This window comes from Mesorhizobium sp. L48C026A00, from assembly GCF_000502375.1.
GTDB lineage: Bacteria > Pseudomonadota > Alphaproteobacteria > Rhizobiales > Rhizobiaceae > Mesorhizobium > Mesorhizobium muleiense.
Genome location: NZ_AYWU01000005.1, coordinates 183985 through 210783, shown reverse-complemented (window position 1 = coordinate 210783; position 26799 = coordinate 183985). Strand labels below are relative to the sequence as shown.

Below are 26799 nucleotides of genomic sequence, written 5' to 3'. Positions count from 1 at the left end.
ATGAAATCCTGGACGCGTCGCGAGTTCGGCTGCCTGACCGGAGCAGGGTTGTTGACGGCGCTCAGCCCACGGAAGGCGCGGGGCCAAGCCAAGGCGCGCGTCGTCGTGATCGGCGGCGGCATCGGCGGCGCAACGGTCGCCAAATATCTCGCCTCCAGCGCCACGGCCGTCGACGTGACCCTGATCGAACCGCGGCAGAGCTACACGACCTGCTTTTTCAGCAATCTCTATCTCGCCGGGCTACGCCCGTTCGAATCGCTCGGCCATGGTTATGAAGCGCTGGCAAAACAATACGGCATCACCGTCATTCATGAGTCCGCCGCGGCGATTGACCCGGCGGCGAAGACCGTTGCGCTGAACAACGGCTCGAAGCTCAGCTATGACCGTCTCGTTGTTGCGCCGGGCATCGCATTCAGGGACCGGGCGCTTGAGGGCTATGACGATGTGGCGATGGAGATCATGCCGCACGCCTGGAATGCAGGACCGCAAAGCAAGCTGCTGCGCCGGCAGCTGGAAAGCATGGAGGACGGCGGCCTGTTCCTCATCGTCGTTCCGCCGGATCCGTTTCGCTGTCCACCGGCCCCCTATGAGCGCGCTTCGCTCGTCGCATCCTATTTCCAGCACAGCAAGCCCAAGGCCAAAATTCTGATCCTCGATGCGAAAGACAGCTTCAACGCGCAGGACCTGTTCCAGGACGCTTGGAACCGCCACTATCCGGGAATGATCGAATGGCTACCGGCTCAGTTCACCGGCGGGGTCACGGCAATCGACGCGAAGACCCGGTCGGTGATCACCGCGGGCGCAACATTCAAGGCCGCGGTGGCCAATGTCATCCCGGCGCAAATGGCCGGGCGCCTGGCGCAGCAGGCGGGGCTCGCCAACCGGTCGGGCTGGTGTCCGGTCGATCCGGTCACCTTCGAATCGGCGCTGCAGCCCGGCGTCCATCTGGTCGGTGACGCGATCATCGGCGGGGATATGCCGAAATCCGCCTTCTGCGCCAACAGCCAGGCCAAAGCCTGCGCCTTTGCCATCGCGGCCGATCTCACCGGATCAGCGCGTTTCCCGGCGCATTTGTTCAACACCTGCTACACCTATCTCGCCCCCGACGATGCGTTCAGCAACGCCATCAGCTTCAAGCCCGTCGACGGGAAGCTCAAGAGCGTCATCAGCTTCGTCAGCAAGGTCGACGAAAGCTCCGAGGTCCGCCGGCAGGCTGCGCGCGCGGCGGAAGGCTGGTATGACGCCTTTACGCACGACGTGTTTGGTTGAAACGAAACTCAACTCCGCTCGACGGCCGGGCCGGCCATTGCGGAAATGCCGGCGCCATCGTGGGCACGCTCCACCTCGGCGCCGGATCGTTGCTCCGGGATCAGCGCTGGAACAGGATCAGGCAGCCGCTCCAGCCGCAGCGAATTCACCACCACGAGGATGCTCGAGCCGGCCATGACCGCCGCCGCAAGGATTGGCTGCAGAAGTCCGAATGCTGCGAACGTCAGGGCGACGAGGTTGTAGCCGAACGCCCACATAAGGTTGGTCAAGATGGTCCTGCGGACCGCGCGGGCCACGTCGACGATCCAGGGCAGCATCCACAATCCGTCCGCAGGCAGCACGAGCGCCGCAGTCTCGCGGGCGAGATCGGTGGCGGAGCCGACGGCGATACCGACATCTGCGGCGGCCAGGACCGGCCCGTCATTCAGTCCATCGCCGACCATCGCCACCGAACCGTGGTCATGGCGGAGCCGATCCAGGGCCAGCCGTTTGGCCTCCGGCGAAAGGCCCGCTTGGACGTCCTTGATCCCGACCAGGGCCGCGATCCGCTCCGCCGCCGGCGCCAGGTCGCCGGTCAACAGCGTGGCGTCGAGCCCGCGCTCACGCAGGGCCGCGATCGCGGCCCGCGCCTCGGGAAGCGGTGAATCATCGAGCGACAGCACGGCGTGAACCTGCTCGCCCCAACCGACATAGACCACCGAATGACCGCTCGCCTCCAGCGACTGCGCACGCTCGGCCAGCGACGGGGGAAGCGGCCAGCCCAGATCATTCATCAATCTGCCGTTCCCTGCCGCCACGGGCCGGCCTTCGGCGCTGCCGCGGATGCCACGGCCGGGAACCGTCCGGACATCGCGGGTGACGAGCGGCGTGATGCCCCGCTGAGCGGCGGCTGCCGCGATGGCCCGCGCCAGACCATGCTCGGAAAGGCGCTCCAGACCGGCGGCGCGCGCCAGTACTTCGTCGATGCCGACCTCCTCGCAGTCGACGCCGACGAGACGCGCTTTGCCCGCCGTCAGAGTGCCGGTCTTGTCGAAGGCGAGCAACCGGACACGCGCGAGGGTCTCGAGCACGCCGGGGTCGCGGACGAGGCAGCCGTGCCGCGCCAGCCGGCCGATGCCGAGTGATGTCGCCATCGGAGCAGCGAGGCCGACGGCACAAGGACAGGCAACCACCAGTACCGAGAGGCCAATCAGCAACGCCCGATCGAACGGCAATGACTGCGCCCAGTAAACGATCGTCAGCCCGCCGAGGGCGAGGACGAGCGGCACGGACACGCCAACGACGCGATCGGCAAGGCGCTGGGTTGGACTGCGACGGCCCAACGCTTCGCGCACCGATCGGCAAATCTGTGCCCAGCGGGTTGCAGTTCCGTCACCGCTGCTTTGGATCAGGAGCGGGCCGTCGATATTGATACTGCCGGCAATCACCTTGGAGCCGGCGCCCTTGGTCACTTGCCGGCTTTCTCCGGTAATCACGGCTTCATCGGTGTTCGATTCCCCCTCGACAACCACGCCGTCGACCGGAATGCGCTCGCCTGGCCGGACCCGCACCAGCATGCCGGCCGACACCTCCCGCACCGGACGGCAGATCTCTGCCGCGCCATCGATCACGGTCGCGCTCTCGCTTTCTGCGGCCAGAAGAGATTCGAGGTCGCGCGCCGCCCTGGCGCGGCCAACAGCCTCGAGATAGCGGCCAACGGTGAACAGCATCAGCACCATCACGGCGGTGTCGAAATAGACATGCGTGCTGCCCTCGAACACGGCAAATGCCGAATAGAGGTAAGCGGCAGCGACGCCAAGCACGATGAGTGCCGACGACGTCACTCGTCCCTGAATGCCATTGAGCCACATTTCGCGCAGATAGGGTCCGCCGAGGATCACCACCGCCGGCGTCGCGAAGATCCAGAGCAAAAGGTGAATCCACGGCAGCACGCCCACATCGACGCCGGTGAACGCGTCCGAATAGAGGAGGAGGCTGAACATCATGATATTCATGGAGAGAAAGCCTCCCACGCCGAGCTGGATCAGAAGCCAGGCGGCTTCCCACTCTTCGTGTCTGCCGCTCTTCACCTGAAAGGCGATGCAACAGCCGTAGCAGCAGAACGCGCAAGCCTCACCGTTGAGCCTGCGCTCCATCGGGCGCAGGCCGACGGGCAGCGAACAATGGTTACAGAGGATATCGCCATGCGCAGTCATGCGGGATGTCCGCCCAGCCAGGCAAGGCCGATATGCGCGTCGGAAGGCAGGAGACCACGGCCGAGCGTGATGAGACCGAGCAAAAGAATAAAGCCACCAGCAAGCCGCACGCCGCGCCGCCGCCAGGCTGGCCCGAGTATCCGGCCAACGCCGCCCATCATCAACATCGCGGGGAAGGTTCCCAGTCCGAACCATGCCATGACGAGAAACCCGGGAAGCGCTCCGGCGGTGCTCGCCGCCTGGGCGGCGAAGGCATAGACCAGGGGACATGGCAGGAAGCCGTTGAAAACGCCAAAGGCAAGCGGTGCTGCGCTGCTCCGGGCGGTCAACAGACCGCGCAGAGACAATGCAAATGTGCTGCCGCCAAATCCGATCGCAAGGCGATGGAAGACCTGCAGCAAGCCGAAGAACTGCAACGCCATGGCAATCATGAGCAGGCCAGCGACGATCGCGAGAATTCGTTGGGCGGTGTCGAGGGAGCCGTTCAAGAGCGGCGCCGCCGTTAGACCTTGCGTGGTGCAGATGACCTGACCGATCGCACCCGCGAGCCCGCCCAGAAAGCAATAGGTTGTCAATCGGCCGGTATTATAGAGCAGGTGGCGAAGGACGGTTGCGCCTCCGCCTCGCTGATCGCGGCCCAGCGCGCAGGCAAAGCCGCCGCACATGCCGATGCAATGAAAGCTGCCTGCAAATCCAGCGGCGAAGATCACGAGGTAGTAGATCATTGGCGTTTTCGCAGCGCCGCGTCCGCGTCTCTATTGCCGCACAAGATAGACAAGAAAGATGATAAAGCCGACGGTGCAGCCGCCATAGATGAGGAAGCCGAGCATCTGTGGCAAGCCAGCGTCAGCGAGCTTGAAAACCGTGTCCTGTAGCATCCGCTGCTCCTATGTCAGCCGAAATAAAGACGAAGCACGTTTATCGCCACCTCGAAGGTCAGGAAAAGGAGGTTCAATACGGCGACCCCAAGGAGAATTTTGGCTACCAACATCTCCATCACTCCTGCCTTACCAGCCCTTGCGACAAGTCTCTTAGAACAGACGGCCGGGGCCGAGCCCGCCCCAATAAACATACATGTAATACAGCCCCCAACCGAACAGCAGCACGTAGACGACGAGAAGCCATAGCGGAATGAATCCCACACGCGCCTGTATCAGGCCGCCGGCATAGTCCTCCAGTTCAGGGTGCGAGCTTTGACGTACATCCAGTTCAGGGTGCGTCGGGCTCTCCGGATCGCTGCTCTGCAGATCGCTCATTCTCCATCTCCCTTTCAAAAAACCCGTTGGCTGCTTTGTCGGTGCCGCTCAACGCGCCGGATAGGACGCCCCAGATGAACAAGAACAGGGCCGCCAGGCTCATCATCATGGCGCCCGCATACGGTCCGGTGACTTCAAAACCGAGCATGCGCTAACCTCCTGCGGGTGCTTGTTTCTCGCCAGGCGGCGCTGGCGGGCCGGACGCCGGCACCGACGGATCGGGCACATAGGCTCGCTCAGGCTTGTCAGCGACCAGTTCCAGATCGTTCAGCGCCGCGCGGGCCTCCTTCTTGATCGACAGCGGCTGCAGCGAGAGCGGGTCTTTATAGGCCGAAAGCGCCACCACGAAATAGGAAAGTGCCCACCGGTCCTCGTCCGGAAAGGAATCCCGATAGGACGGCATCGGCGTGCCGCTGAGGCCGGTAGTTATCGTCCGGAAGATGTCTTCGACGGCCGGGCCAGACTTGAATTGGCCGCTGGTGAGGTCGGCCGGCGGGGTGGCGAACCCGATATCATCCTTGAGGCCGGCAGCCTTCTCGCCGTCGCCCTTGCCGCCTTGGCCGTGGCACTCCCAGCACTTCGCCACCTGCCAAACCTCCTTACCTCGGTCCAGCATCGTCTGGGACGGCGTCGGCGGGCGCCCGATATACAACGGTGGGCCAGGCGGTTCCTCGACGAAGAAAGCGTAAGGACTGGCGGGATCGGAACGGTCAACCGCTAGCTCATATTTGATGTATTGGATCACCGCCAGCCGATCGTTGAGCGGCAGTTCGTACCAAGGGGGCATTGCCGTGCCGCGGATGCCGCGAGTAATGGTGCGCAGCATGTCGCCGTCCGTGGGCAGGGGCTCCTTTGTCAACCTGAACTTGAAGACTGCGGACGTGAAGTCCCTGGGCCGCTGGTTAAACATAAAGGTGGCGGCCGGCCCGTTGCCGTCGCCTTTGGCACCGTGGCAACCGATGCAGCGGCGCTCATAGACTTCCTTGCCATAAGCAATCCATTCCTCGGAGCGCGGCATCGTCGCATCCATGACCTCCAGGCTTTGCGGCTCGAAAAGATCGCGCCATTTACCCCGGTTCGTGCCGAGCTTCTGGACGTAGGAAACGAGCGCCGCCACCGATTCCGTCTCCGCCGCGATGCTGACGGTTTCTCCTGTGTATTCGTCATTCGGCGTCAGGATGATCGGCCTTCTTTCGCGCGCCTTCAGCGGCACGAACAGCAACCCGTACGCATTCGGCGTCAGCTGGATGGCTTGCTGGCTGTCGAAGTCGAACAGGCCTTCGGTGACCTCTGTCCTTTCCAGGGTCCGATTTCCAGCGCCGTCGTCAACGATACGGACGGCTGCATCGGGCTCGTGGAAGAGGCCGCGATACGGCGCCATTATCGAGTCCGGCACCAGCATCCGCGGATTGTAGAAGTGCGCCAGGTGCCATTCGTCGCTGTATTTCAGGCCGACGCGCGTCAGGTCCGGCCCGATCCGGCGTGTGCCTAACAGGTGCGGCACGTCATAGGCGTATTCGCCCGCCTCGCTGACCGGTCCCCAGCGGCGGATCTCGCCGGTCACCGGCCGCACGAATTGCGAATGGCAGTACCAGCAGCCTTCGCGCAGGTAAATGTTGCGGCCGCGACGCTGCTGCTCGGTGTAGTCCGTCGCCTCTGAAACCGTCCATTTCAGCTGGCCGAAATCCGTGCGCACCACCGAGGTCACGCGCGTAGTTCGCGAGGACGGCTCCACGAAGGGCAGCACGCCCTGCGTGATCACCGCAAGGGTGATGCAAAAGACGCCGGCGAACAGCGCGAAGAAGCGAACGTTCACTGCGCGGGCCCTCCCCGCCGGGGCCGGGATAGGCGCCTCCACCGGCCCGCGGACGCGTCGCGCCTCAGCCGCCGGGCTGGTCAGTGCGGTCAGCATCAGATTCACCACCAGCAGCGACATACCGATATCCATGCTGATGCCTGCCAGGGTCCGCGCCAGCCAGTAGGGCTTCACCCAGACGAGCGAGTCGAGCCATTCGACACCATTCATCCATTGATAACCCTGCTGCAGTCCGCCCGCTGTGAGAACCAGGCCCATGGTCGTGATGCCGACGGTGATCAGCCAGAACGACCAGTTGCCGAGCTTGAAGGACCAGAGTTCGCGCCCGAACAGCCGCGGCCAAGTATAGACGAGGCCCCCCATCGCCCAGACGACGAAGGTGCCGAACACGGTGAGATGCGAATGCGAGATGACGAAATCGGTGAAATGGGTCGGCTGCTGCAGCTGCCGCAGCGCCTCGGTCGAGCCCTGGAAGCAGCCGACGAGATACATAAGCGAGCCCATGATCAGGAACTTCGCCGGCAAGTTCCTGCCGAACTCATGCCACTTGCCCATCATGGTGCCGAAGAAGTTCACCAGCACCGTCCACACCGGAATGATCAGCAGCATCGACGTGACGACGGCCAAGGTCTCGGCCCAGTCCGCGATCGGGCTGTAGAGGTAGTGGTGGATGCCGACGAACGGGTAAAACAATGCCAGGGACCAGAAGCCTACCAGCGAGAGCTTATGGGCATAGAGCGGATTTCGCGCGCTGATCGGCAGGAAATAGTAAATGATCACGTAGCCCGCGGGCGTTAGCCACAGCCCGACGATGTAGTGGAGATAGAGGCCATGGAAGGCGGCGCTGTTGATGCCCGAGATCGTGTACGGCAGGATGAAGCTTCCAAGCACGAAGTTCATCGTCGTCCACACGAAAGTGGCGATCAAGTACCATAGCGCGACATAGATCGCCGGCTCGAGCCTTCGACTGATCGTGATCAGGAATTGCGCGGTAGCAACAGCCACTACGATGAAGAATGCGACCTTCGCATAGAGCGGAAACTCTCCGGCTTCCAAACCGTCACTGTCGCCGAACAGCAAGCCGACCAAACCGGCAAGCGTTGCGACGTTCCAGACCCATGCGAGAAGAACCGACCACTCCGACCATATTACCCGCACCCCCGACAGACGCGGCACGAGATAGTAGCAAAGGCCGATGAAAAGCGTCGAGAAAGCGCCGAAGATGACACCGTTGACGTGGACCGGGCGCAGCCGGCCGAAGGTGAGCTCGAGATTCCCCGATCCGAGATAGTCGGGGTAGTTGAAGGTGCTCGATATCAGGACGCCGACGGATGGCGTTACCATCAGCCAGAACATGCCGAAATAAAGCCAGGTCCGCACGACCCGGTTGTCGACCAGCGCATCCAGGTCCACATTCGCGAACTTGCCGCGCAGCTCCATCCCAGTCTCTGCCAACGCATAGACCTCCCCGCGCGGTTCCCGGGCCGCACGACTGCTTCAACCCCGCCATCGAGGTGTCACCCCGATGGCGGACGCGCTCCCGTGAAGCCGAGCCCCGGCTATCGACGAGACTAGTACTTGCCTGGCACCAACACCGAACCGGTGTTCGACCAGGTGATGTACGCCTCGAGCGCCTTCATCGCCTCCGATTCGGGATCGATCTTCTCACCCTGGTTCGGTTTCTCGATGCACCAGTTGATCATGTCGCGCAGTGTCGCGAATTTGGCCATCGACTGCTGGAACTTCGGGAACGCATGCGGGTGGGTATCGGAGGCCATCGGATGGCACATGGCGCAGGCCCACCCGGTGGTCGACAGCTTGACGCCCAACTGCTCCGCCATCGCCGCATCACCGTGGAACAGGAGGTCTCCCTTCCTAACCTCCTCCATGAACGCCTCTTGATAGAGCTTCAGCTGCTTTGGCGTCACCGGGTCCTTGTTGGCACTGGCCGGGCCGACGACGACGGCAGCTGCGACGACTGCTCCGGCGACGGTGGAACGCCTCAGAATGCAGAGGAATGTCGATGTGTTTATCATAGCCATCCCCTTTATGGATTTTCCCACGGGTACTGTCTGTCGGCGATGCGTGGCTGTAAGACCTCCTCAATGCTCTTGTCGTGGTCCTCCGGCGACTGGACGAGCACCTCCTTGCGGCCCCACATGATGTACTCGACGTCGACCTTATCGTCGGCGTTGACGTTGACGGTTTCCCAACCGACTCCATCGAAGTGATCGCCGGGGTCGACCCGGATCATCGGCTTGGTCAGCTTGGGGACGCCTTCCGGGGCATACGGCCATGGCCAAGAGGTCGCCAGCATGCCGATCGAGCGCATGCTGCCGATCTCGTTGTAGAGCACCTGGTGCACGTGACCATGGATGTTGGTGACCTTTTTATAAGGCTTCAGCACGTCGTTCACTTCGCGCCAGTCGCGCACCCAGAAATTCCAGGGCGGGTAGTACTCGTACAGCGGATTATGGCTGAAGATGACGATCGGTTTGGACTTATCCCAGTCGGCGAGTGTCTTCTGCATCCAGTCGAGTTGCTCGCGGCCGACGCCGGCCCACGCGCCGGCAACCGTGCCGTCGAGGGTAGCCATGTGGCCCATGCGCTCCTCTGGCGTCATCTTCTTCGCTGTCCAGTAGTCCGGTCCCCGGCTGACCGTATCGAGCCCGATGAAGCGCACGCCTTTGTGATCGAAGGTCCAGTTGGGTTGGCCGAACAACTCGCCCCACTTCTTGCCCATATCCAGATACCAGTCATGCTCGCCCGGGATGTAGTACTTCTTGATCTTCAGATCCTTGAGGAGCTCAACGCCAAGCTCAAGTTCCTCGATCTTTCCGAGCTGGGCCAGGTCGCCGCCGAAGATCAGGAAGTCGGCCGGCGGATCCATGGCCTGGACCTCTTGCACGGCGCGCACCACCTTGTCGACGAAGCGCGTGTTGAGGGATCTCTCGTAGAGATGGGTGTCCGAAATCCAGGCAAACTTGAAGGGCGCTTCGGCGGCGTGAGCGACGTCGATGGTGTTCAGCAGCGGCCACCACGCGAAGGTCTGGCCGACGGAAGCAGCGCCGAACAGCAGCGATCTGTGAATGAAGGTGCGGCGGGTGATTTGGAGCGAGTCGTCGGGCCGTACTCCGGGCGGCTGCAGCACCGCATGCATTTCGCGCCGAATGCGGTCAAGCTCGTCAGACATCAGGGTTCCTCCTCAGTGCAGACCGTTTCTTAAAGCGTCGGTCTTCTCGCAGGAGCGCGACCCCATTGAATCAGTGGGTCGCCCATTTTCTTATTTTTTCAGTTCAATCGTCAGACTGGTGGCCTTATTCTCCTCTACCGTTACGGGCTGCTCGATGGGCCCGGTGAAGGGGTGGATCGCCACGAGCTTGTAGTTCCCAGGCGGAACATCGGTTATGCTGAACTTGCCGTCGGCGCCGGTGACCGCATAGTAGGGATTGTCCACCACATAGACCCAGCCTTCCATCCAGCCATGCGCGTCGCAGTCGATGCGGACAGTGCCGGCCCGCTTCAGTTCGACGGGTATCCGCTGGCCCTTATTGGGCAGCGCCAGGTTGAAGGCGGTGCGCTTGCCATAATACCCGTGGGTGTTGTGGAGCATTGGGTCGCTGTTGACCACCTCCAGCGAACCAGCCGGTATCATCTGAACCGCGGGCTCAAAGCGACATTTGAGGTTGTTAAGCTCAGGCGGCTTTCCGGGCTCTGGCCAGGCCTTTCCCTGTGCCACGTCGACCAGCTGCACCGCCGCGTTCAGCACGGCCTGATCGCTGCCGACTTCGATCAGCGGCTCCTCGCGGGGGTCGCCGCACACCTCGATATCCTTGGTGGGGATGATCTTTGTTGTCGGCACGTCGCCGCGGTAGACGATCGTACCCTCAATCGTTCCGCCTCCCGTGACCGGACCCACTTCGTAGGCTTGCGCAGGCGCGGACATCATCGCAACGACAGCGATCGTCGCCAGCCCGCTTATCAATTCGCGAATGGTCATGGACGCCACCTCCTTCATTAGGATGAGAGGCAACTTTTAAAAATAGGGCCATACCAGCACCATGTCTAGCCATTCAGCAAAAAAATATGATAAGGTTCGGCAGTTTAGGCGAGTTTGCTAGTTGCAAACGTCGCGGGGTTTTGGAGCGTCTTTCTCGAGGTACCGGAGGTACTGATGAGCCGACGGCATGAACTGCTCGCTCCGGGCCTACGGTCCCCCATATCCCGCTTCTGCATCATATTCGCAGCGGCCCTATCGATCTGCCAACCGCTCGCGCGGGCTGACACGCCCGTGACGGTTGGCGGCTCATTCACGCTTACGGCGCCGGACGGGACAACGGTCACCGATGAGACTTATCGCGGCAAATGGCTGCTGGTTTTCTTCGGCTATACTTCTTGCCCCGACATCTGTCCGACGACGCTGTCCTCAATCGCCGCGGCGATTGAGGAACTCGGCCCCGACGCCGCAAAACTGCAACCGCTCTTCATCACTGTCGATCCCGAACGCGACACGCCTGAGGTGATGGGAAGCTTTACCGCGGCGTTCGATCCGCGCATCGTGGGACTGACGGGCAGCCCGCAACAGATCGCTGCGGTTTCGGAGGCATATGGCGCCTATGGTGTGGCGCGCCAGGGCGAGGCGGGCGGCGACGACTACCTAATGGATCACGGCACCCACATCTACATCATGAACCCACAGGGGCAATTCGTGGAGGGGCTAGACTCTGACACACCAAGCAGCGGCATTGCCGCTAGGTTGGGTGAACTGGTGCGATGACACCAGCCCTGGGATGACGGACATCACGATTATGCAGTTGAGCGATCCATAGAAAAGCGATCCATAGAAAGTTGTCATCCGGAAGGAGAGCGGCCATGCAAAGACATACAAAGGAGGCTTCGGAGCTTAAGGCATTGATCCTCGCGGATCTTCATAAGGAGCCGGGATGCGAGCACGTCACTGATTTTGTGATTCAGCGGCTCGAAACCAAGGAGAACGGGGCAAACTGGACTGTCAAATATCTGGATCCTAATCAAGATAAGGTCTGCGAGACAATTCTGATAAACATCGCGCGAATGTTGCAGCTCAATTTCGACCTTCCTGAACGCGGGTCGTGAGGAACTATGCGAGCGGGATCGGCGCGCATCGCGCTTCGACATAATTCGTATGCAAGCAGGGGAATCGGGCGATGGCGGAACCCACAGCGTTGCACACCGGCAAACCTGGCGGCGTAAAGAACGTCCTTGCGCCGCGGCGATTTGGACCTCCGATGACCGGAGATGCGGGCGATATGGCCGATGGGCAAGGCCGTATCTTGGTGCCAGGCAATACGAGTTATGACGGTTTCTTTGCAGATGCGATCGCGCGTCTGCAGGAGGAACGGCGCTACCGTGTGTTCGCGGACCTTGAGCGCGTCGCCGGACGCTTTCCCAATGCCGTGTGGCATTCCCCGCATGGACCGAAGGACGTCGTGATCTGGTGCTCCAACGACTATCTCGGGATGGGACAACACCCAAAAGTGGTCGCCGCCATGGTGGAGACTGCTACCCGCCTGGGAACGGGGGCCGGCGGGACGCGCAATATCTCCGGCACCAGCCATCCGCTCCTAGAGCTCGAGAGCGAGCTTGCCGATCTCCACGGCAAGGAGGCGGCACTGGTCTTTACGTCCGGCTATGTTTCGAACCAGACTGGCATCTCGACCATCGCCAAGCTGATCCCCGGTTGTCTGATCCTGTCCGATGCGCTCAACCACAATTCGATGATCGAAGGCATCCGTCAGTCCGGTACGCAGAAGAGCATCTTCCGCCACAACGACGTCGATCATCTCGAGGAATTGTTGAAGGCAGCGGGTCCGGATCGGCCAAAACTCATCGTCTTCGAAAGTCTCTATTCGATGGACGGCGACGTCGCGCCAATCAATCGCATTTGCGAAATCGCCGATCGTTACGGCGCAATGACCTATCTCGACGAGGTCCATGCTGTGGGCATGTACGGCCCTCGCGGCGGCGGCATCGCCGCGCGCGACGGCGCCATGAACCGGATCGATGTGATCGAAGGCACGCTCGCCAAGGCCTTCGGCTGCCTCGGCGGCTATATCACGGGAAGTGCTGTGCTGATCGATGCGGTTCGTTCCTATGCTCCGGGTTTCATCTTCACCACCGCGTTGCCGCCGGCGATCTGCGCCGCGGCCACAGCGGCGATCCGGCATCTGAAAACCTCGCACTGGGAGCGCAAGCGCCAGCAGGATCGCGTCCGGCGGGTCAAGGCGGCGCTGGGTGCCGCTGCGCTGCCGGTCATCCTGAGCGACACCCATATCGTTCCGGTGGCAGTCGGCGATCCGGCGCATTGCAAAGCGGCGAGCGACCTGCTGCTGAGCGATCACGACATCTATATCCAGCCGATCAATTATCCGACTGTGGCGAAGGGAACTGAGCGGCTGCGCATCACGCCGACACCCTGTCATGAGGACATCATGATTGATCGGCTCGCGGCAGCTTTGTTCGATGTCTGGAATCGGCTCGGGCTGCCACGGGACAATCTCGCCTGAGCGGCCGAATGAGGCGTCGCCGTTCCCCGAAGATTTGGTCTTAAGGATCAAGGAAATGACTGCCAAGGAAATCATGTTCTCGTTCGAAGCTCGCGACAGAATGCTGCGCGGCATTGACATCCTGGCGAATGCGGTGAGCGTCACGCTTGGCCCGCGGGGGCGCAACGTGGCGATCGGCAGGGAGCACGGCGCGCCACGGGTCACGAAGGACGGCGTGACCGTCGCCAGGGAAATCGAACTCGACAACAAGTTCGAGAACATGGGCACCCAGATGGTGCGCGAGATAGCAACAAAAACCTCCCATCAGGCCGGCGACGGCACGACCACCGCCGTCGTGCTCGCGCATGCGATCGCCCGGGAGGGCGCCAAGGCGGTGGCCGCCGGCATGAATCCCATGGACCTGAAACGCGGCATCGATCTCGCGGTCGAAGCCGTCGTGGCGGAACTCAAAAACAACGCCACGAAGGTCACCTCGAACGTCGAGATTGCGCAAGTCGGGACCATCTCGGCCAACGGCGACAGGGAGATCGGCCGCTGCCTCGCCGACGCCATGAAGAGGGTCGGCAATGACGGCGTGATCACTGTCGAGGACGGGACGTCGCTCGAAACCGAACTCGAATTCGTCGAGGGCATGCAGTTCGACCGCGGCTATATCTCGCCCCATTTCATCACCAATCGCGCAAAGATGCGGGTCGAGATGCAGGATGCCTATGTCCTCGTCAGCGAGAAGAAACTGTCCAGTCTGAACGAAATACTGCCGCTGCTGGAGAAGGTGGTGCAGGCCGGCAAGCCGCTGCTCATCATCGCCGAGGATGTCGAGAGTGAGGTGATGGCGGCGCTGGTGGTCAACAAGTTGCGCGGCGCTCTCAAGGTTGCAGCCGTGAAGGCGCCGGCCTACGGAAACCGCCGCAAGGCGATGCTGCAGGATCTCGCGCTGATGACCGGCGGAACGGTGATCTCCGAGGATTTGGGCATCAAGCTCGAACATGCTTCCCTCGATATGCTCGGGCGCACCAAGAAGGTGATGATCGACAAGGCAAACACCACGATCGTCGGCGGCGCCGGCGAGCGGGAAAGCATCGAGGCCCGCATCGCCGAGATCAAGCTCGAGCTTGCGGAAACCACCTCCGATTTCGACCGCGAGAACCTCCAGGAGCGGCTGGCCAGGCTCGCCGGTGGCGTCGCCGTTATCCGGGTCGGCGGTGCAACCGAAGTCGAGGTCAGGGAGAAGAAGGATCGCATCGATGACGCGATGAACGCGACAAGAGCCGCGGTTGCAGAGGGCATTCTCCCCGGCGGTGGGGTCGCCTTACTGCGCGCCGGCAGGGCGCTCAAGAAGCTCAAGGGCAGCAACGAGGACCAGCAGGTCGGCATCGCGATCGTCAGGAAGGCGATCACCTGGCCGGCTCGGCAAATCGCGATCAATGCCGGCCTGGAAGGCTCGGTCGTCATCGCCGGGATCCTCGAAAACGACGACAACGCCTATGGCTACGATGCCCAATCGGGCGTGTACGCGGATCTGGTGTCAAAGGGCATCATCGACCCAGCCAAGGTGGTGCGAACGGCGCTCCAGGGCGCAGCCTCGGTGGCAGGCCTCCTCATCATGACGGAGGCGATGGTGGCCGAAGTGCCTGGCCCGCCGCCGCCGGAGCTTCCCGGTCACGAGCATCATCATCACGATATGGATTTGGATTTCTGACCGCTTCGCGGTCGTAATCCGCGCTCGCCGCCGTCAACAATGATCTCGTCCGCTATCGAGGTGAGACAAGTCGTCGAGGATCACGGTATCCAAGGTGTCGGCTTATGGCGCTACCTGCTCGCTCCGATAGATGAGACGAATGGCAATATTCACCCATCTCGGCCCTTCTCAGTACCTACCTGATTAGGTTTTACCTGGGCCGTGATCCCGAACCGAAGGTCAGCGCAGCAAGATGTGAAACCGGTTTCGGGAAAGGACTAATGAAGCCCCATCCCGATTCCATCGAGATCGATCAAGCGCTGGTCAGACCGGCCGCACCAGAACGTGTTTTTTCTTGCCGAGCGACAGCTTTACGACCTGTTCCGGACCCAGATCCTCAAGCGTCACCAACCGGCGATCGTCGGACACGGACTGGTCGTTCAGCCGCACGGCGCCGCCCTGGATGTGTCGCCGCGCCTCGCCGTTGGACGCGGCAAGCCCGGCGGCAACGAACAGCGACAATATGCCGACGCCGCTTTCCAGATCGGCCTTGCCGACCTCGACGGTCGGCAGCGTTTCGGCCAGCGCGCCTTCTTCAAACGTCTTGCGCGCGGTTTCCTCGGCTCGCTCGGCTACTTCGCGGCCGTGCACGATGGCCGTCGTTTCAGTGGCCAGGACCTTCTTGGCCTCGTTGATCTCGGAGCCGCCAAGCGCGGCGAGCCGCGCGATCTCGCTGAGCGGCAGGCGGGTGAAAATCTTGAGGAAACGCGTGACGTCGGCGTCCTCGGTGTTGCGCCAGTACTGCCAGAAATCATAGGGCGAGTGGAGGTCGCCGTTCAGCCAGACCGCACCCTTCGCCGATTTGCCCATCTTGGCGCCTGACGACGTCGTCAGCAGCGGTGTGGTCAGGGCATAAAGCTGCGGCGTGCCCATGCGGTGTCCGAGATCGACGCCGTTGATGATATTGCCCCACTGGTCCGATCCGCCCATCTGCAGGCGGCAGCCATAGCGCCGGCTGAGCTCGACGAAATCATAGCCCTGCAGGATCATGTAGTTGAATTCGAGGAAGGAGAGCGATTGCTCGCGCTCGAGCCTCAGCTTGACGCTGTCGAAGGTCAACATGCGGTTGACCGAAAAATGCCGGCCGACATCGCGCAGGAACTCGACATAGTTGAGCTTCATCAGCCAGTCGGCATTGTTGACCATGATCGCGTCGCCCGCACCGTCGCCGAAACGCAGGATGCGGCCGAAGATGCGCTTGATGCCCTCGATGTTGGTGGCGATGGCCTCAGGCGTCAAAAGCTTGCGCTGGTCGTCGCGGAAGGAAGGATCGCCGATCATCGAAGTGCCGCCGCCCATCAGCGCGATCGGCCGGTGGCCGGTCTCCTGCAGCCAGTAGAGCATGGTCGCGGAAATCAGATTGCCGATATGCAGGCTGGTCGCGGTGGCATCGTAGCCGACATAGGCGGTCACCGTTTCCCTGGCGAAAAGCTGGTCGAGGCCGGCATCATCCGAAATCTGGTGGATGAAACCACGCTCGCTCATTACGCGCAGGAAATCGGATTTGAAGGCGGACATTTTTTCTTTCCCGAAAGCGCCCAACCGAAGCGGATCGGGCGTGGCATGCGTGAACGCGGGCGTTTAGCATCCAAGCGCGGTCAGCAAAAGGGGAATCCGGTTTTTCCACCAGACCGCTGTAACGGCGCCGCACGGCTTCGAATCGAATGCCATATCCTGCGACAGAGCCCGACGGAGATGCCGGAGATAATCTTCGCTGTTCGGCCTATCTCAACCGTTTCGGCCGCGGGTCGGACAACTCGCCCGCCAGACGGCGATCGAGATAGTCCGCGCATNAGACGTGTGCTCTTCCGATCTATTCCTGGAGCAAGAGGTCCGCATCGTTGGAGAAGAAATGGTTGGCGCCGGGCAAGGTCTTCTGGGTGATGGTGATGCCCTTTTGCGTGTGCAGCTTGTCGACCAGCCCCTGCACGTCCTTTGGCGGCGCGACCTTGTCGGCGTCGCCATGGATGATGAGGCCGGACGACGGGCAGGGCGCCAGGAACGAGAAATCATAGGTGTTGGGCTGCGGCGCGATCGAGATGAAGCCTTCGATCTCCGGCCGGCGCATCAGAAGCTGCATGCCGATCCACGAGCCGAACGAATAGCCGGCGACCCAGCAGCTCTTGGAATCCGGATGCAGCGACTGCACCCAGTCAAGTGCCGCGGCCGCATCCGACAATTCGCCGGTGCCGTGGTCGAATTCGCCCTGGCTGCGGCCGATACCGCGGAAATTGAAGCGCAGCGTGGTGAAATCCCGCTTCTGGAACATGTAGAAGAGGTCGTAGACGATCTTGTTGTTCATCGTGCCGCCGAACTGTGGGTGCGGGTGCAGGATGATGGCGATCGGCGCGCTCTTTTCCTTGGAAGGCTGGTAGCGACCCTCCAGGCGGCCGGCCGGACCGGTGAAAATGACCTCAGGCATAAAATACTCCACATGGCATAAGAATGCGCGGCGCCCGGAACAACTCTTCCTCTGGCCCCAGTCTTCCGCAGGCCTTGACGCAGGGCGAGCGTCTTCTTAGAAGCTAGTTTAGAATTGTTCAAAACTGGGTGGCCAAAACGTCGTGGTTCGGCCATCCGCGCCGCAATTCGCGTAAATAGGACGGCTTGCCTTGCAATTTCAAGGAAATAACGCGCTATCCTCGCGGAATGGCTCTTGAAGGGACCGATCGAAACGAAAATGGCCGGAAGACGCGCCTATCTCGACTACAATGCCAGCGCCCCGCTGCTTGCCGCGGCGCGCGCGGCAATGATTGCCGCGCTCGACACCGCCGGCAACCCGTCGTCGGTCCATGCCGAGGGCCGCGCCGCACGGCGGCTGATCGAGAATGCAAGGCGCGATGTGGCGCTGCTGGTCAACGCCGGCGTCGAGCATGTCGTGTTCACCTCCGGTGCGACGGAAGCCGCCTCGACGCTGCTGACGCCGGATTGGCAGATGGGGCGCGGCACTGTCCGCATGAGCCGGCTCTATGTCTGCGAAGCCGATCATCCTTGTGTGCTGAACGGCGGGCGCTTTCCGGCAGCCCGGGTAACACGCATCGGCGTCGACGCCGACGGCATTGTCAGGCTGGACGCGCTGGCGGCGGCACTTGGCCGGCATGACAAGGCGGACGGCCTGCCGCTGGTGGCGATCCATGCCGCCAACAACGAGACCGGCGTCATCCAGCCGGTCGGGCGCATCGCCGAAATCGTCAAGGCGGCAGGCGGCATCCTGGTCGTCGACGCCGTGCAGGCAGCCGGTCGCATTCCGCTCGATATGTCAGCGGGTTATGCCGATTACTTGATTCTGTCTTCGCACAAGATCGGCGGTCCCAAGGGCGTTGGCGCCATTATCGCCGCCTCGGACCTGATGATGCCCAGGCCCTTGATCGCCGGCGGTGGCCAGGAAAAGGGTCATCGCGGCGGCACCGAAAACCTGGCCGCGATCGCCGGCTTCGGCGCGGCGGCGCGGGAGGCCCTGATCGGATTGAAGAGTATCGATGCGGTCGGCAGCCGCCGCGATGAGATCGAGGCCATCGTGAAAACGCTGGTGCCGGTTGCGGAGATCTTCGGAACCGGCGCGCCGAGGCTTGCCAACACGACATTCTTCGCTATTGCGGGCATCAAGGCCGAGACGGCGCAGATCGCCTTCGATCTGGCGGGCGTGGCGCTGTCGGCCGGTTCCGCCTGTTCGTCGGGCAAGGTCGGCCCGAGCCATGTACTGAAAGCCATGGGATACAATGACAGCCTTGGCGCTTTGCGCGTGTCCATCGGCCACGCAACGAGCGCGCAGGACATCGAACTGTTCCGCGCTGCGCTGGCAGGCATTGCCTCACGCCGCGCAGGCAGGGAAGAAGCCGCCTGAGCGCGGCAAACAAACGCAGGCTTTTTGGCCTGGTAGAGCCGTGCGTTTCATGGTGGCCGGGTGAATTCCCGGCAGGGACGCACTATATGGAACTTACGCCGCCTCGGGTGCCTCGCGGGTACTCGTTTCGCGGTGCCATAGTTTGAAAACTGCCGGGCCTTGACCCCGGCGTGGATGGAGAACGCTGATGCCTGCTGTGCAGGACACGATCGATCGGGTCCGAAAGATCGACGTCGACCAATACAAATACGGATTCCAGACCGAAATCGCGATGGACAAGGCCCCAAAGGGCCTGAGTGAAGACATTATCCGCTTCATTTCGGCGAAGAAGGACGAGCCGTCCTGGATGCTGGAATGGCGCCTGGAAGCGTATCGGCGCTGGGTGACCCTGGACGAGCCGAAATGGGCGCGCGTCCATTATCCGAAGATCGATTTCCAGGACCTCTACTATTATGCGGCGCCCAAGAGCACGCCGGGACCGACATCGCTGAGCGACGTCGACCCCGAACTGTTGAGGGTCTATGAAAAGCTCGGCATCCCGCTGAGGGAACAGGAGATCCTCGCCGGTGTGCAGAAGACCGACGCGTCGGAACTCGAGGAAGCCAGCGACAATGTCTACAAGTCGGGCCGCGTCGCCGTCGACGCCGTGTTCGATTCGGTTTCCGTCGTCACCACCTTCAAGAAGGAGCTGGCGCAGGCCGGCGTCATCTTCTGCTCGATCTCGGAAGCCATCCGCGAGCACCCGGATCTGGTGAAGAAGTATCTCGGCTCGGTCGTGCCGACCTCGGACAATTTCTACGCCACGCTGAATTCGGCGGTGTTCACCGACGGTTCTTTCGTCTTCGTGCCCAAGGGCGTGCGCTGCCCGATGGAACTGTCGACCTATTTCCGCATGAACGAGAAGAACACCGGCCAGTTCGAGCGCACGCTGATCATCGCCGAGGAAGGGGCCTACGTCTCCTATCTCGAAGGCTGCACGGCGCCGCAGCGCGACGAGAACCAGCTTCACGCTGCGGTTGTCGAACTGATCGCGCTCGACGATGCCGAGATCAAATACTCGACGGTGCAGAACTGGTACCCCGGCGACGCCGAAGGCAAGGGCGGCATCTACAATTTCGTCACCAAGCGCGGCGACTGCCGCGGCCACCGTTCGAAGATTTCATGGACGCAGGTCGAGACCGGCTCGGCGATCACCTGGAAATATCCGAGCTGCATCCTGCGCGGTGACGATTCCAGCGGCGAGTTCTATTCGATCGCCGTGTCGAACGGCTACCAGCAGGTCGACAGCGGCACCAAGATGATCCATCTCGGCAAGAACACGTCGAGCCGCATCATCTCCAAGGGCATCGCCGCCGGCTTCTCGCAGAACACCTATCGCGGCCAGGTCTCGGCGCACCGCAAGGCGACCAACGCCCGCAACTTCACCAACTGCGACTCGCTGCTGATCGGCGACCAGTGCGGCGCGCACACCGTGCCCTACATGGAAGCCAAGAACGCAACGGCGCAGTTCGAGCATGAGGCGACGACGTCGAAGATTTCCGAGGACCAGAAATTCTACGTCATGCAGCGCGGCATTCCCGAAGAAGAGGCGATCGCGCTGATCGTCAACGGCTTCGTCAAGGACGTCATCCAGCAACTGCCGATGGAATTCGCGGTCGAGGCGCAGAAGCTGATTGGGATCAGCCTCGAGGGCTCGGTCGGCTGACCGGACAAATATTTTCAGGAAAAGAAGAAATGCTTGAAATCAGAAATTTGCATGCTCGCATCGTCGATGACGGCACCGAGATCATCCGCGGCCTGAATCTGACGGTGAAAGCCGGCGAGGTCGCCGCCATCATGGGGCCGAACGGCTCGGGAAAATCGACGCTGTCCTACATCCTCGCCGGGCGCGAGGATTATGAGGTGACCGAAGGCGACATTCTCTACAACGGCCAGTCGATCCTCGAAATGGACCCTGCCGAGCGCGCCACATCAGGCATTTTTCTCGCCTTCCAGTATCCGATGGAGATACCGGGTGTGGCGACGATGGAATTTCTGAAAGTGGCGATGAACGAGCAGCGCAAGGCGCGCGGCGAGGAGCCGCTGAAGATCCCGGAATTCCTGAAGCGCGTGAAGGACGCCGCGGCCTTGCTCGACATGGACATGGCGATGCTGAAACGGCCGCTCAATGTCGGCTTTTCCGGCGGCGAGAAGAAGCGCGCCGAGATCCTGCAGATGAAGCTTCTGGAGCCAAAGCTGTGCGTGCTCGACGAGACCGATTCCGGCCTCGACATCGATGCGCTGAAGATCGTCTCGGAAGGCGTCAATGCGTTGCGCGCGCCGGACCGCGCAATCGTCATCATCACCCACTACCAGCGCCTGCTCCAGTACATCGTGCCGGATAGTGTGCACGTGTTGTACAGAGGCCAGGTGGTCAAGTCCGGCGACAAGTCGCTGGCGCTCGACCTCGAGGCCAATGGCTATGCCGGCGTGATCGGCCAAGCTGCGTGAGATGCCAGAAGGCCAAGAAGGCAAGCCAAACAAGGCGAGACCGATGAATATACATACGACACCCCAGCGAACGCCGGCCGAAACGGCGCTGATCGACGCCTTCAGCGACCGGCTGTCGTTGCTGCCCGGCGACGGCACGGTGATGCTGAAGCGCGACGACGCCATCGAGGCGATCAAGAGCGGCCTGCCGACGCGGCGCATCGAATCCTGGCACTACACCGACCTGCGCCGCCTGTTGACTTCGGTTCCGGATTTCGATCCCGCAGCCGCCCCAAAAGCCATTGCGCCTGTCGTCGAAGGATCCGCTGTCCTGCCGGTTCTCAACGGCGTGTCGATTGCGAAAATGCCTGAAATCGAGGGCATCGCCGTGCAGCGCCTGTCGGAGAAGCTGACCGACGGCAGCATCGCACCGGGCCTCGATCCCTACGGCGCCGACGACGCCATCGGCGCGCTCAATATGGCTTTCGTGGCCGACGGCTATTTTGTCGACATCGCCGACGGTACCGAACTGGACAAACCGATCGAATTGCAGAACCTGCAGGCCGGCGGCCAGACGCATGTGCGCCTCAGCGTCCGCGTCGGCGTTGGCGCCAAGGCCGTCATCGTCGAGCGCCAGGCGGGCGAGGGCGCCGCACTGGTCAGCTCGGTCAGCCAGCTTCTGCTTGACGAGGGCGCCGAGGTGATGTGGCTGATCGTGCAGGAGCAGCCGGATACGGCGACGCATCTTGCCCAGTTCAAGGCGCATCTCGGCAAGAATGCGAAGCTGACGCTGTTCGTGATGAACGCCGGCGGCAAGCTGGTGCGCCAGGAGATCGTGGTCAGAACGACCGGCGAAGGTGCCGATTTCACGCTGCGCGGCATCAACCTGCTGGCCGGTGACACTCATACCGACGTGACCATGGTGCTCGACCATGCGGTGCCGCATACGGCTTCGACGGAAGTGATCCGCAACGTGGTGACGGGAAGAGCGCGCGGCGTCTTCCAGGGGCGCATCAACGTCCACCAATACGCGCAGAAGACCAACGCCAAGATGGCCTGCAACACGCTGCTTCTGTCGGATGACGGCGAGTTCTCGACCAAGCCTGAGCTCGAGATCTTCGCCGACGACGTCGTCTGCGGCCATGGCGCGACCGTCACCGAGATCGACCATAGCCATCTGTTCTACCTGATGGCGCGCGGCATCGACGAGAAGGCCGCCCGTGGCCTGCTGGTCAAGGCGTTCGTCGCCGAGGTGATCGAGGAACTCGACGACGAGGCGATCGTCGAGGCGCTGGAAACGAGGCTCGACGGCTGGTTCGCGGCGCACGGGTGACAGTGGGTGAGGGTTTTGGCGCTTCGGCCAACACCCCTCATCCGACCGAGCTCCGCTCGGCCACCTTCTCCCACAAGGGGAGAAGGAAGAGCGCCTCTCCTTCTCCCCTTGTGGGAGAAGGTGGATTGGCGCGAAGCGCCAAGACGGATGAGGGTGTTGGAAGGAACGCGGCGTAGAGCGGCAAGGACTTCGTGATGGACCAGAAAGTCGAAAACATTCCCTACGACGTCGAGGCGATACGCCGCGACTTCCCGATCCTGTCGCGGCAAGTCTACGGCAAACCGCTGGTCTATCTCGACAATGGCGCCTCGGCGCAGAAGCCGCAGGCCGTGCTCGACGCCATCCAGCACGCCTACGCCCAGGAATATGCCAACGTCCATCGCGGCCTGCATTTCCTGTCGAATGCCTCGACAGATGCCTTTGAGAACGCGCGCAAGATAGTGCAGAGATTTCTCAACGCGCCAAGCACCGACAACATCGTCTTCACCTCGAACACGACCGCGGCGATCAACACCGTCGCTTATGGCTTCGGCATGCCGAATATCGGCGAGGGCGACGAGATCGTCCTGTCGATCATGGAGCACCATTCCAACATCGTGCCGTGGCATTTCATCCGCGAGCGCCAGGGCGCGAAACTGGTCTGGGTGCCGGTCGACGATCTCGGCATCTTCCACATCGAGGAGTTCGAGAAGCGGCTGAGCGACCGCACAAAACTGGTCGCCATCACGCACATGTCGAATGCGCTGGGCACGGTGACGCCGATCAAGGAGATCGTCCGCATCGCGCATGCGCGCGGCATTCCAGTGCTGGTCGACGGCAGCCAGAGCGCCGTGCACATGCCGATCGACGTGCAGGACCTCGACTGCGATTTCTTCGTCTTCACCGGCCACAAGGTTTATGGGCCCTCGGGCATCGGCGTGCTCTATGGCAAGAAGGACATGCTGGAGCGCATGCGCCCGTTCATGGGCGGCGGCGAGATGATTGAGGAGGTGACGCAAGACATCGTCACCTACAACGATCCGCCGCACCGTTTCGAGGCAGGCACGCCGCCGATCGTCCAGGCGATCGGGCTGGGTGCGGCGCTCGAATATATGGAAAAGATCGGCCGCGAGCGCATCGCCGCCCACGAGGCCGATCTCAGGGATTATGCCCATCAGCGGCTGCGCGCCATCAATTCGCTGCGCATCTTCGGCGATGCGCCTGACAAGGGAGCCATCATCTCCTTCGAGCTGCAGGGCATTCATGCCCACGACGTGTCGATGGTGATCGACAGGCAAGGCGTCGCCGTCCGTGCCGGCACCCATTGCGCCCAGCCGCTGTTGAAACGTTTTGGCGTAACCTCCACATGCAGGGCATCGTTCGGCATGTATAACACCAGGGCCGAAGTCGACGCTTTGGCCGATGCGCTCGAAAAAGCGCGAAAGTTCTTCGGATGACGATCATGGATGATGCAGGCCACACCGCTGAGACCACGTCGGAAACGGCAACCAATGAGGTGGTTTCCACCTCGGCCATTCCCGCCGACGAACTGGCGCGGCTGACCGACGACATCGTTTCGGCGCTGAAGACGGTCTACGACCCGGAAATCCCGGCCGACATCTATGAGCTCGGCCTGATCTACAAGATCGACATCGAGGACGACCGCTCGGTCAAGATCGACATGACCCTGACCGCGCCGGGCTGCCCGGTGGCCGGCGAAATGCCGGGCTGGGTGGAAAATGCCGTCGGCGCCGTCGAAGGCGTTTCCGGCGTCGAGGTCAACATGACCTTCGATCCGCCCTGGTCGCCCGACCGCATGTCGGAAGAGGCGCAGGTCGCGGTGGGCTGGTATTGAGGCGCACTTGCGCCAGGCAGAAAACTTCACCATTTTAGGTGAAGACTCATTCCGCAGGCCTTGAACCTGCGTGAACGCGGAGAAAAAGAATGGGACGCTTCGCCGTCATCACGATGACCGAAAAGGCTGCCGACCGGGTGCGCGAGATCGTCGCGACCCGTGAGAATGCGCATGGCATTCGCCTTGGCATCAAGAAGGGCGGCTGCGCCGGCATGGAATATACGGTCGATCTGGTGACCGAGCCCAACACCAAGGACGATCATATCGAGCGCGACGGCGCCCATGTCTATGTCGCGCCTGAGGCAGCGCTTTTCCTGTTCGGCACCGAGATGGATTTCGAGCAGACGACGCTGCGCACCGGCTTCACCTTCCGCAACCCGAACCAGAGCTCGGCCTGCGGCTGCGGCGAATCGGTGGAGCTCAAGCCGGCCGATCTGAAGGCCCTGGCCGAGGCGCGCGCATCGGCCTGATTTCCCTTCTCCCCGTTTACGGGGAGAAAGTGGCCCGAAGGGCCGGATGAGGGGCAGCGCCAGCTTCTGCAACGTTAGCGCCGCCCCTCATCTGCCTGCCGGCATCTTCTCCTCGTTCACGGGGAGAAAGACCTAATCCACCCACATTCCCGTCCGTTTGTGCCAGTCTGCGATCGATTCCTCAGGATAGACCTCAAACGTCTTGTCGTCCTTGCCGATCACGGGCTCGACCCAGTTCGCCTTGTATTTCAGCATGAGGTGCACCTTTTCAGGCGGTTTCGGCAGGTCGGTGTCGATCGCCGAGGCGAAGGGGTGGACCAGTTCCGGCCAGGTCCGGTCGTAGAGCCACAGTGCCGATCCGCATTTCCTGCAGAAGTTCCGCTCGCCTGACGAGATCTCGCACTGCGGATGCTCGTCGTCCTCGATCTCGGCCTGGTAGACGCCAAGATGGCGCTTGCCCTTGATTTTCAGCGTCTCGAAATCGGCGCCGAGATTGATGGCAAAGCCAGCACCGCCCTGCTGCTTGCGGCAGATCGAGCAGTAGCACAGCATGAACGGCACCGGCGTGTGGCTTTCCACCTCGAAGCGGACGGCATTGCACCGGCAGGACCCTTTGAGCAGAAGTGGCATGAAAAACTCCGACGAAATTGGCTTTCAACTTGTCAGGATGGTGCTGGTTGCGGCGATGACAAGGGAAAATCCGGATGTCATGATCGCGGCATGGACAACGAACGCATCGCCGAACTTTTCGAAGGCCTCGGCCCGGTCAGCATTCGCAAGATGTTCGGTGGCAAGGGCATCTATTTCGACGGCGTCATCGTCGCCATCGTCATTCGTGACGAATTGATGCTGAAAGCCGACGCGGAAAGCGCGCCCGAATTCGAGGCGGCCGGCTGCCGGCAATGGACCTATACGGGGTCGCGGCACGGCAAGCTGGTGTCGATGCCGTATTGGAGCGTTCCCGACAGCGCCTTCGACGATCCGGATGAGATGGCGGTCTGGGCGCGGCGGGCCTATGAGGCGGGGCTGCGGGCCGGCAAGTAGCTGCTGGTCGTCACCTCATGCCAATTCCTGCGGCTCGGGCACAAGGGCCAGCGCGTCCGCAAAGTCTGCCGCCGTTAAGCCCGGCACAAGCCCGGCACTTTCGATCGCGAGCATTGCCGCGGCAACGCCGTCGCGCAGCGCTGCGCGCAGCGTCAGGCCGCGCAGCAGGGCGGCGACCGTTGCGCCCGCCAGCGCATCGGCGGCGCCGTCCGTGACTTTTTTCGGCGGCAGGATCGAGAAGGCGTCGGTTTCGTCGAAACCGAGCACTGGACCGTCGCCAGCGGTGACCACGCCGCTTTTCAGGCCGGCGCGTCTTAAGCCGTCGACGATGCCACGCTCGTCAGCATCGACGTCGGCGCCGGTAAGCGCGCCGGCCTCGTGCCGGGTCATGAAGGCCATCGCCAGAAACTCAAGCACCAGCGTCAGCCGCGCCGCCTTGCTGGGCGAAACGGCAAGTGCAAACACCGGCTTGCCGGCGGCAAGCGTCATCAGCCGCCCGAGCGCCGTCGACGGCAGGTTGGCGTCGCACAGGACCGCATCGGCGGTGCTGATCGCCTCGCGTACCTTGGCACGGCGGATCTGCTTGGCAAGCGCCAGGTCGTAGAGCGCCATGTCGGCAAGGCCGGCGATCAGCCCGCCGTTGCCGTCGATCAGCACTGTGTTGCTCGGCGTCGTGCGATCGAGGAACACCACGGACAGATCGGCAATACCGGCCGCAGCGACGGCGCGCGCGACCGTATCGGCCAGAACATCGCCGCCGCGAACCGAAAGCAGCGAGCCGGAGACGCCGCGGCGCACGGCGCAGCGCAGCGCATTGAAGACGGCGCCGCCGACTTCCTCGCGCATCGTACCCGGATTCGACGCCGCCGGCACGAAGGCGCCCGAAACCTGGCCGCGCCGCTCGATATAGGCGCCGCCTGCGGCCAGGACTGTCGGCGACTTCAGCATGCCCGGTGAGATGACCTTGTTGCCCGGATGGAGACTAG

25 protein-coding genes and 1 pseudogene are annotated in these 26799 nt (G+C 62.2%); 13 read left to right on the top strand and 13 right to left on the bottom strand.

The window, feature by feature from the left end:
* On the top strand, positions 1–1269 hold the full coding sequence (locus tag X738_RS53360) for an NAD(P)/FAD-dependent oxidoreductase (protein WP_023798304.1): 1269 nt from the start codon (positions 1–3) through the stop codon (positions 1267–1269).
* 8 nt (positions 1270–1277) lie between these two features.
* Here X738_RS53360 and X738_RS53355 read toward each other — a convergent pair whose 3' ends face one another.
* From X738_RS53355 to X738_RS53315, 9 genes are all read right to left on the bottom strand, one after another.
* A complete protein-coding gene (locus tag X738_RS53355) occupies positions 1278–3404 on the bottom strand; it encodes a heavy metal translocating P-type ATPase (protein ID WP_031254610.1) in 2127 nt (708 codons plus the stop codon).
* 56 nt (positions 3405–3460) lie between these two features.
* A complete protein-coding gene (locus X738_RS53350) occupies positions 3461–4189 on the bottom strand; it encodes a sulfite exporter TauE/SafE family protein (protein WP_023798302.1) in 729 nt (242 codons plus the stop codon).
* A gap of 30 nt (positions 4190–4219) precedes the next feature.
* Positions 4220–4342, bottom strand: coding sequence for a hypothetical protein (locus X738_RS88325; RefSeq protein WP_023798301.1), 123 nt, complete (start codon positions 4340–4342; stop codon positions 4220–4222).
* Positions 4343–4495: 153 nt separating this feature from the next.
* Entirely contained in the window at positions 4496–4720 is a 225-nt protein-coding gene (locus X738_RS53335) for a hypothetical protein (RefSeq protein WP_023798299.1), read from the bottom strand.
* A complete protein-coding gene (locus X738_RS82400; protein WP_084833660.1) occupies positions 4674–4868 on the bottom strand; it encodes a hypothetical protein in 195 nt (64 codons plus the stop codon). The genes X738_RS53335 and X738_RS82400 overlap by 47 nt, the downstream gene beginning before the upstream one ends.
* 3 nt (positions 4869–4871) lie before the next feature.
* Positions 4872–7991 (bottom strand): cbb3-type cytochrome c oxidase subunit I, encoded by a 3120-nt coding sequence (locus X738_RS86885; RefSeq protein WP_245277619.1) that lies wholly within the window; start codon positions 7989–7991, stop codon positions 4872–4874.
* 116 nt (positions 7992–8107) lie between these two features.
* Positions 8108–8572 (bottom strand): c-type cytochrome, encoded by a 465-nt coding sequence (locus X738_RS53325; protein ID WP_023798298.1) that lies wholly within the window; start codon positions 8570–8572, stop codon positions 8108–8110.
* 11 nt (positions 8573–8583) lie between these two features.
* Entirely contained in the window at positions 8584–9729 is a 1146-nt protein-coding gene (locus tag X738_RS53320) for a metallophosphoesterase family protein (RefSeq protein WP_023798297.1), read from the bottom strand.
* Positions 9730–9819: 90 nt separating this feature from the next.
* Positions 9820–10485: a carboxypeptidase regulatory-like domain-containing protein gene (locus X738_RS53315; RefSeq protein WP_051407762.1), complete on the bottom strand. Its 666-nt coding sequence runs from the start codon at positions 10483–10485 to the stop codon at positions 9820–9822.
* Between the two features lie 342 nt (positions 10486–10827).
* Here X738_RS53315 and X738_RS53310 point away from each other — a divergent pair, with 342 nt between their 5' ends.
* The 4 genes from X738_RS53310 (at position 10828) to groL (ending at position 14780) form a co-directional block, all read left to right on the top strand.
* Positions 10828–11313: an SCO family protein gene (locus X738_RS53310; protein WP_245277618.1), complete on the top strand. Its 486-nt coding sequence runs from the start codon at positions 10828–10830 to the stop codon at positions 11311–11313.
* A gap of 95 nt (positions 11314–11408) precedes the next feature.
* On the top strand, positions 11409–11651 hold the full coding sequence (locus X738_RS53305; protein ID WP_027154144.1) for a hypothetical protein: 243 nt from the start codon (positions 11409–11411) through the stop codon (positions 11649–11651).
* A gap of 173 nt (positions 11652–11824) precedes the next feature.
* A complete protein-coding gene (gene hemA / locus X738_RS0141085) occupies positions 11825–13081 on the top strand; it encodes a 5-aminolevulinate synthase (RefSeq protein WP_051407760.1) in 1257 nt (418 codons plus the stop codon).
* A 55-nt stretch (positions 13082–13136) separates the two neighbouring features.
* A complete protein-coding gene (gene groL / locus X738_RS53300; protein WP_023798293.1) occupies positions 13137–14780 on the top strand; it encodes a chaperonin GroEL in 1644 nt (547 codons plus the stop codon).
* A gap of 303 nt (positions 14781–15083) precedes the next feature.
* Here the strand turns inward: groL and tyrS are convergent, their stop codons facing one another.
* Both tyrS and X738_RS53290 read right to left on the bottom strand, forming a co-directional pair.
* Entirely contained in the window at positions 15084–16337 is a 1254-nt protein-coding gene (gene tyrS, locus X738_RS53295) for a tyrosine--tRNA ligase (RefSeq protein WP_023798292.1), read from the bottom strand.
* Between the two features lie 205 nt (positions 16338–16542).
* A pseudogene (locus X738_RS53290) lies at positions 16543–17241 on the bottom strand (alpha/beta hydrolase).
* 258 nt (positions 17242–17499) lie between these two features.
* Between X738_RS53290 and X738_RS53285 the strand changes: the two are divergent.
* From X738_RS53285 to sufA, 7 genes are all read left to right on the top strand, one after another.
* Positions 17500–18663, top strand: a complete 1164-nt coding sequence (locus X738_RS53285; RefSeq protein WP_023798291.1) for a cysteine desulfurase family protein — start codon at positions 17500–17502, stop codon at positions 18661–18663.
* 187 nt (positions 18664–18850) lie between these two features.
* The gene (gene sufB, locus X738_RS53280) at positions 18851–20368 is read left to right on the top strand and encodes a Fe-S cluster assembly protein SufB (protein WP_023798290.1); all 1518 of its coding nucleotides are present in this window, start codon (positions 18851–18853) and stop codon (positions 20366–20368) included.
* Between the two features lie 29 nt (positions 20369–20397).
* Positions 20398–21153: a Fe-S cluster assembly ATPase SufC gene (sufC, locus tag X738_RS53275; protein WP_023798289.1), complete on the top strand. Its 756-nt coding sequence runs from the start codon at positions 20398–20400 to the stop codon at positions 21151–21153.
* A gap of 43 nt (positions 21154–21196) precedes the next feature.
* Positions 21197–22465, top strand: coding sequence for a Fe-S cluster assembly protein SufD (sufD, locus tag X738_RS53270; protein ID WP_023798288.1), 1269 nt, complete (start codon positions 21197–21199; stop codon positions 22463–22465).
* A gap of 194 nt (positions 22466–22659) precedes the next feature.
* Positions 22660–23901, top strand: coding sequence for a cysteine desulfurase (locus tag X738_RS53265; protein ID WP_023798287.1), 1242 nt, complete (start codon positions 22660–22662; stop codon positions 23899–23901).
* A gap of 5 nt (positions 23902–23906) precedes the next feature.
* A complete protein-coding gene (locus X738_RS53260) occupies positions 23907–24299 on the top strand; it encodes an SUF system Fe-S cluster assembly protein (protein ID WP_023798286.1) in 393 nt (130 codons plus the stop codon).
* 89 nt (positions 24300–24388) lie between these two features.
* Complete coding sequence (sufA, locus tag X738_RS53255; RefSeq protein WP_006206001.1) at positions 24389–24769, top strand: Fe-S cluster assembly scaffold SufA; 381 nt, start codon at positions 24389–24391, stop codon at positions 24767–24769.
* 132 nt (positions 24770–24901) lie between these two features.
* On the opposite strand, the gene X738_RS53250 is transcribed toward sufA, so the two are convergent.
* The gene (locus X738_RS53250) at positions 24902–25399 is read right to left on the bottom strand and encodes a GFA family protein (protein ID WP_023798285.1); all 498 of its coding nucleotides are present in this window, start codon (positions 25397–25399) and stop codon (positions 24902–24904) included.
* 90 nt (positions 25400–25489) lie between these two features.
* Here X738_RS53250 and X738_RS53245 point away from each other — a divergent pair, with 90 nt between their 5' ends.
* Positions 25490–25813 carry a TfoX/Sxy family protein gene (locus tag X738_RS53245; RefSeq protein ID WP_023798284.1) on the top strand — a complete coding sequence of 108 codons (324 nt, stop codon included), beginning with the start codon at positions 25490–25492 and terminating at the stop codon, positions 25811–25813.
* 15 nt (positions 25814–25828) lie between these two features.
* Here X738_RS53245 and X738_RS53240 read toward each other — a convergent pair whose 3' ends face one another.
* Entirely contained in the window at positions 25829–26761 is a 933-nt protein-coding gene (locus tag X738_RS53240) for a PfkB family carbohydrate kinase (RefSeq protein WP_023798283.1), read from the bottom strand.
* Between the last annotated feature and the right edge of the window lie 38 nt (positions 26762–26799).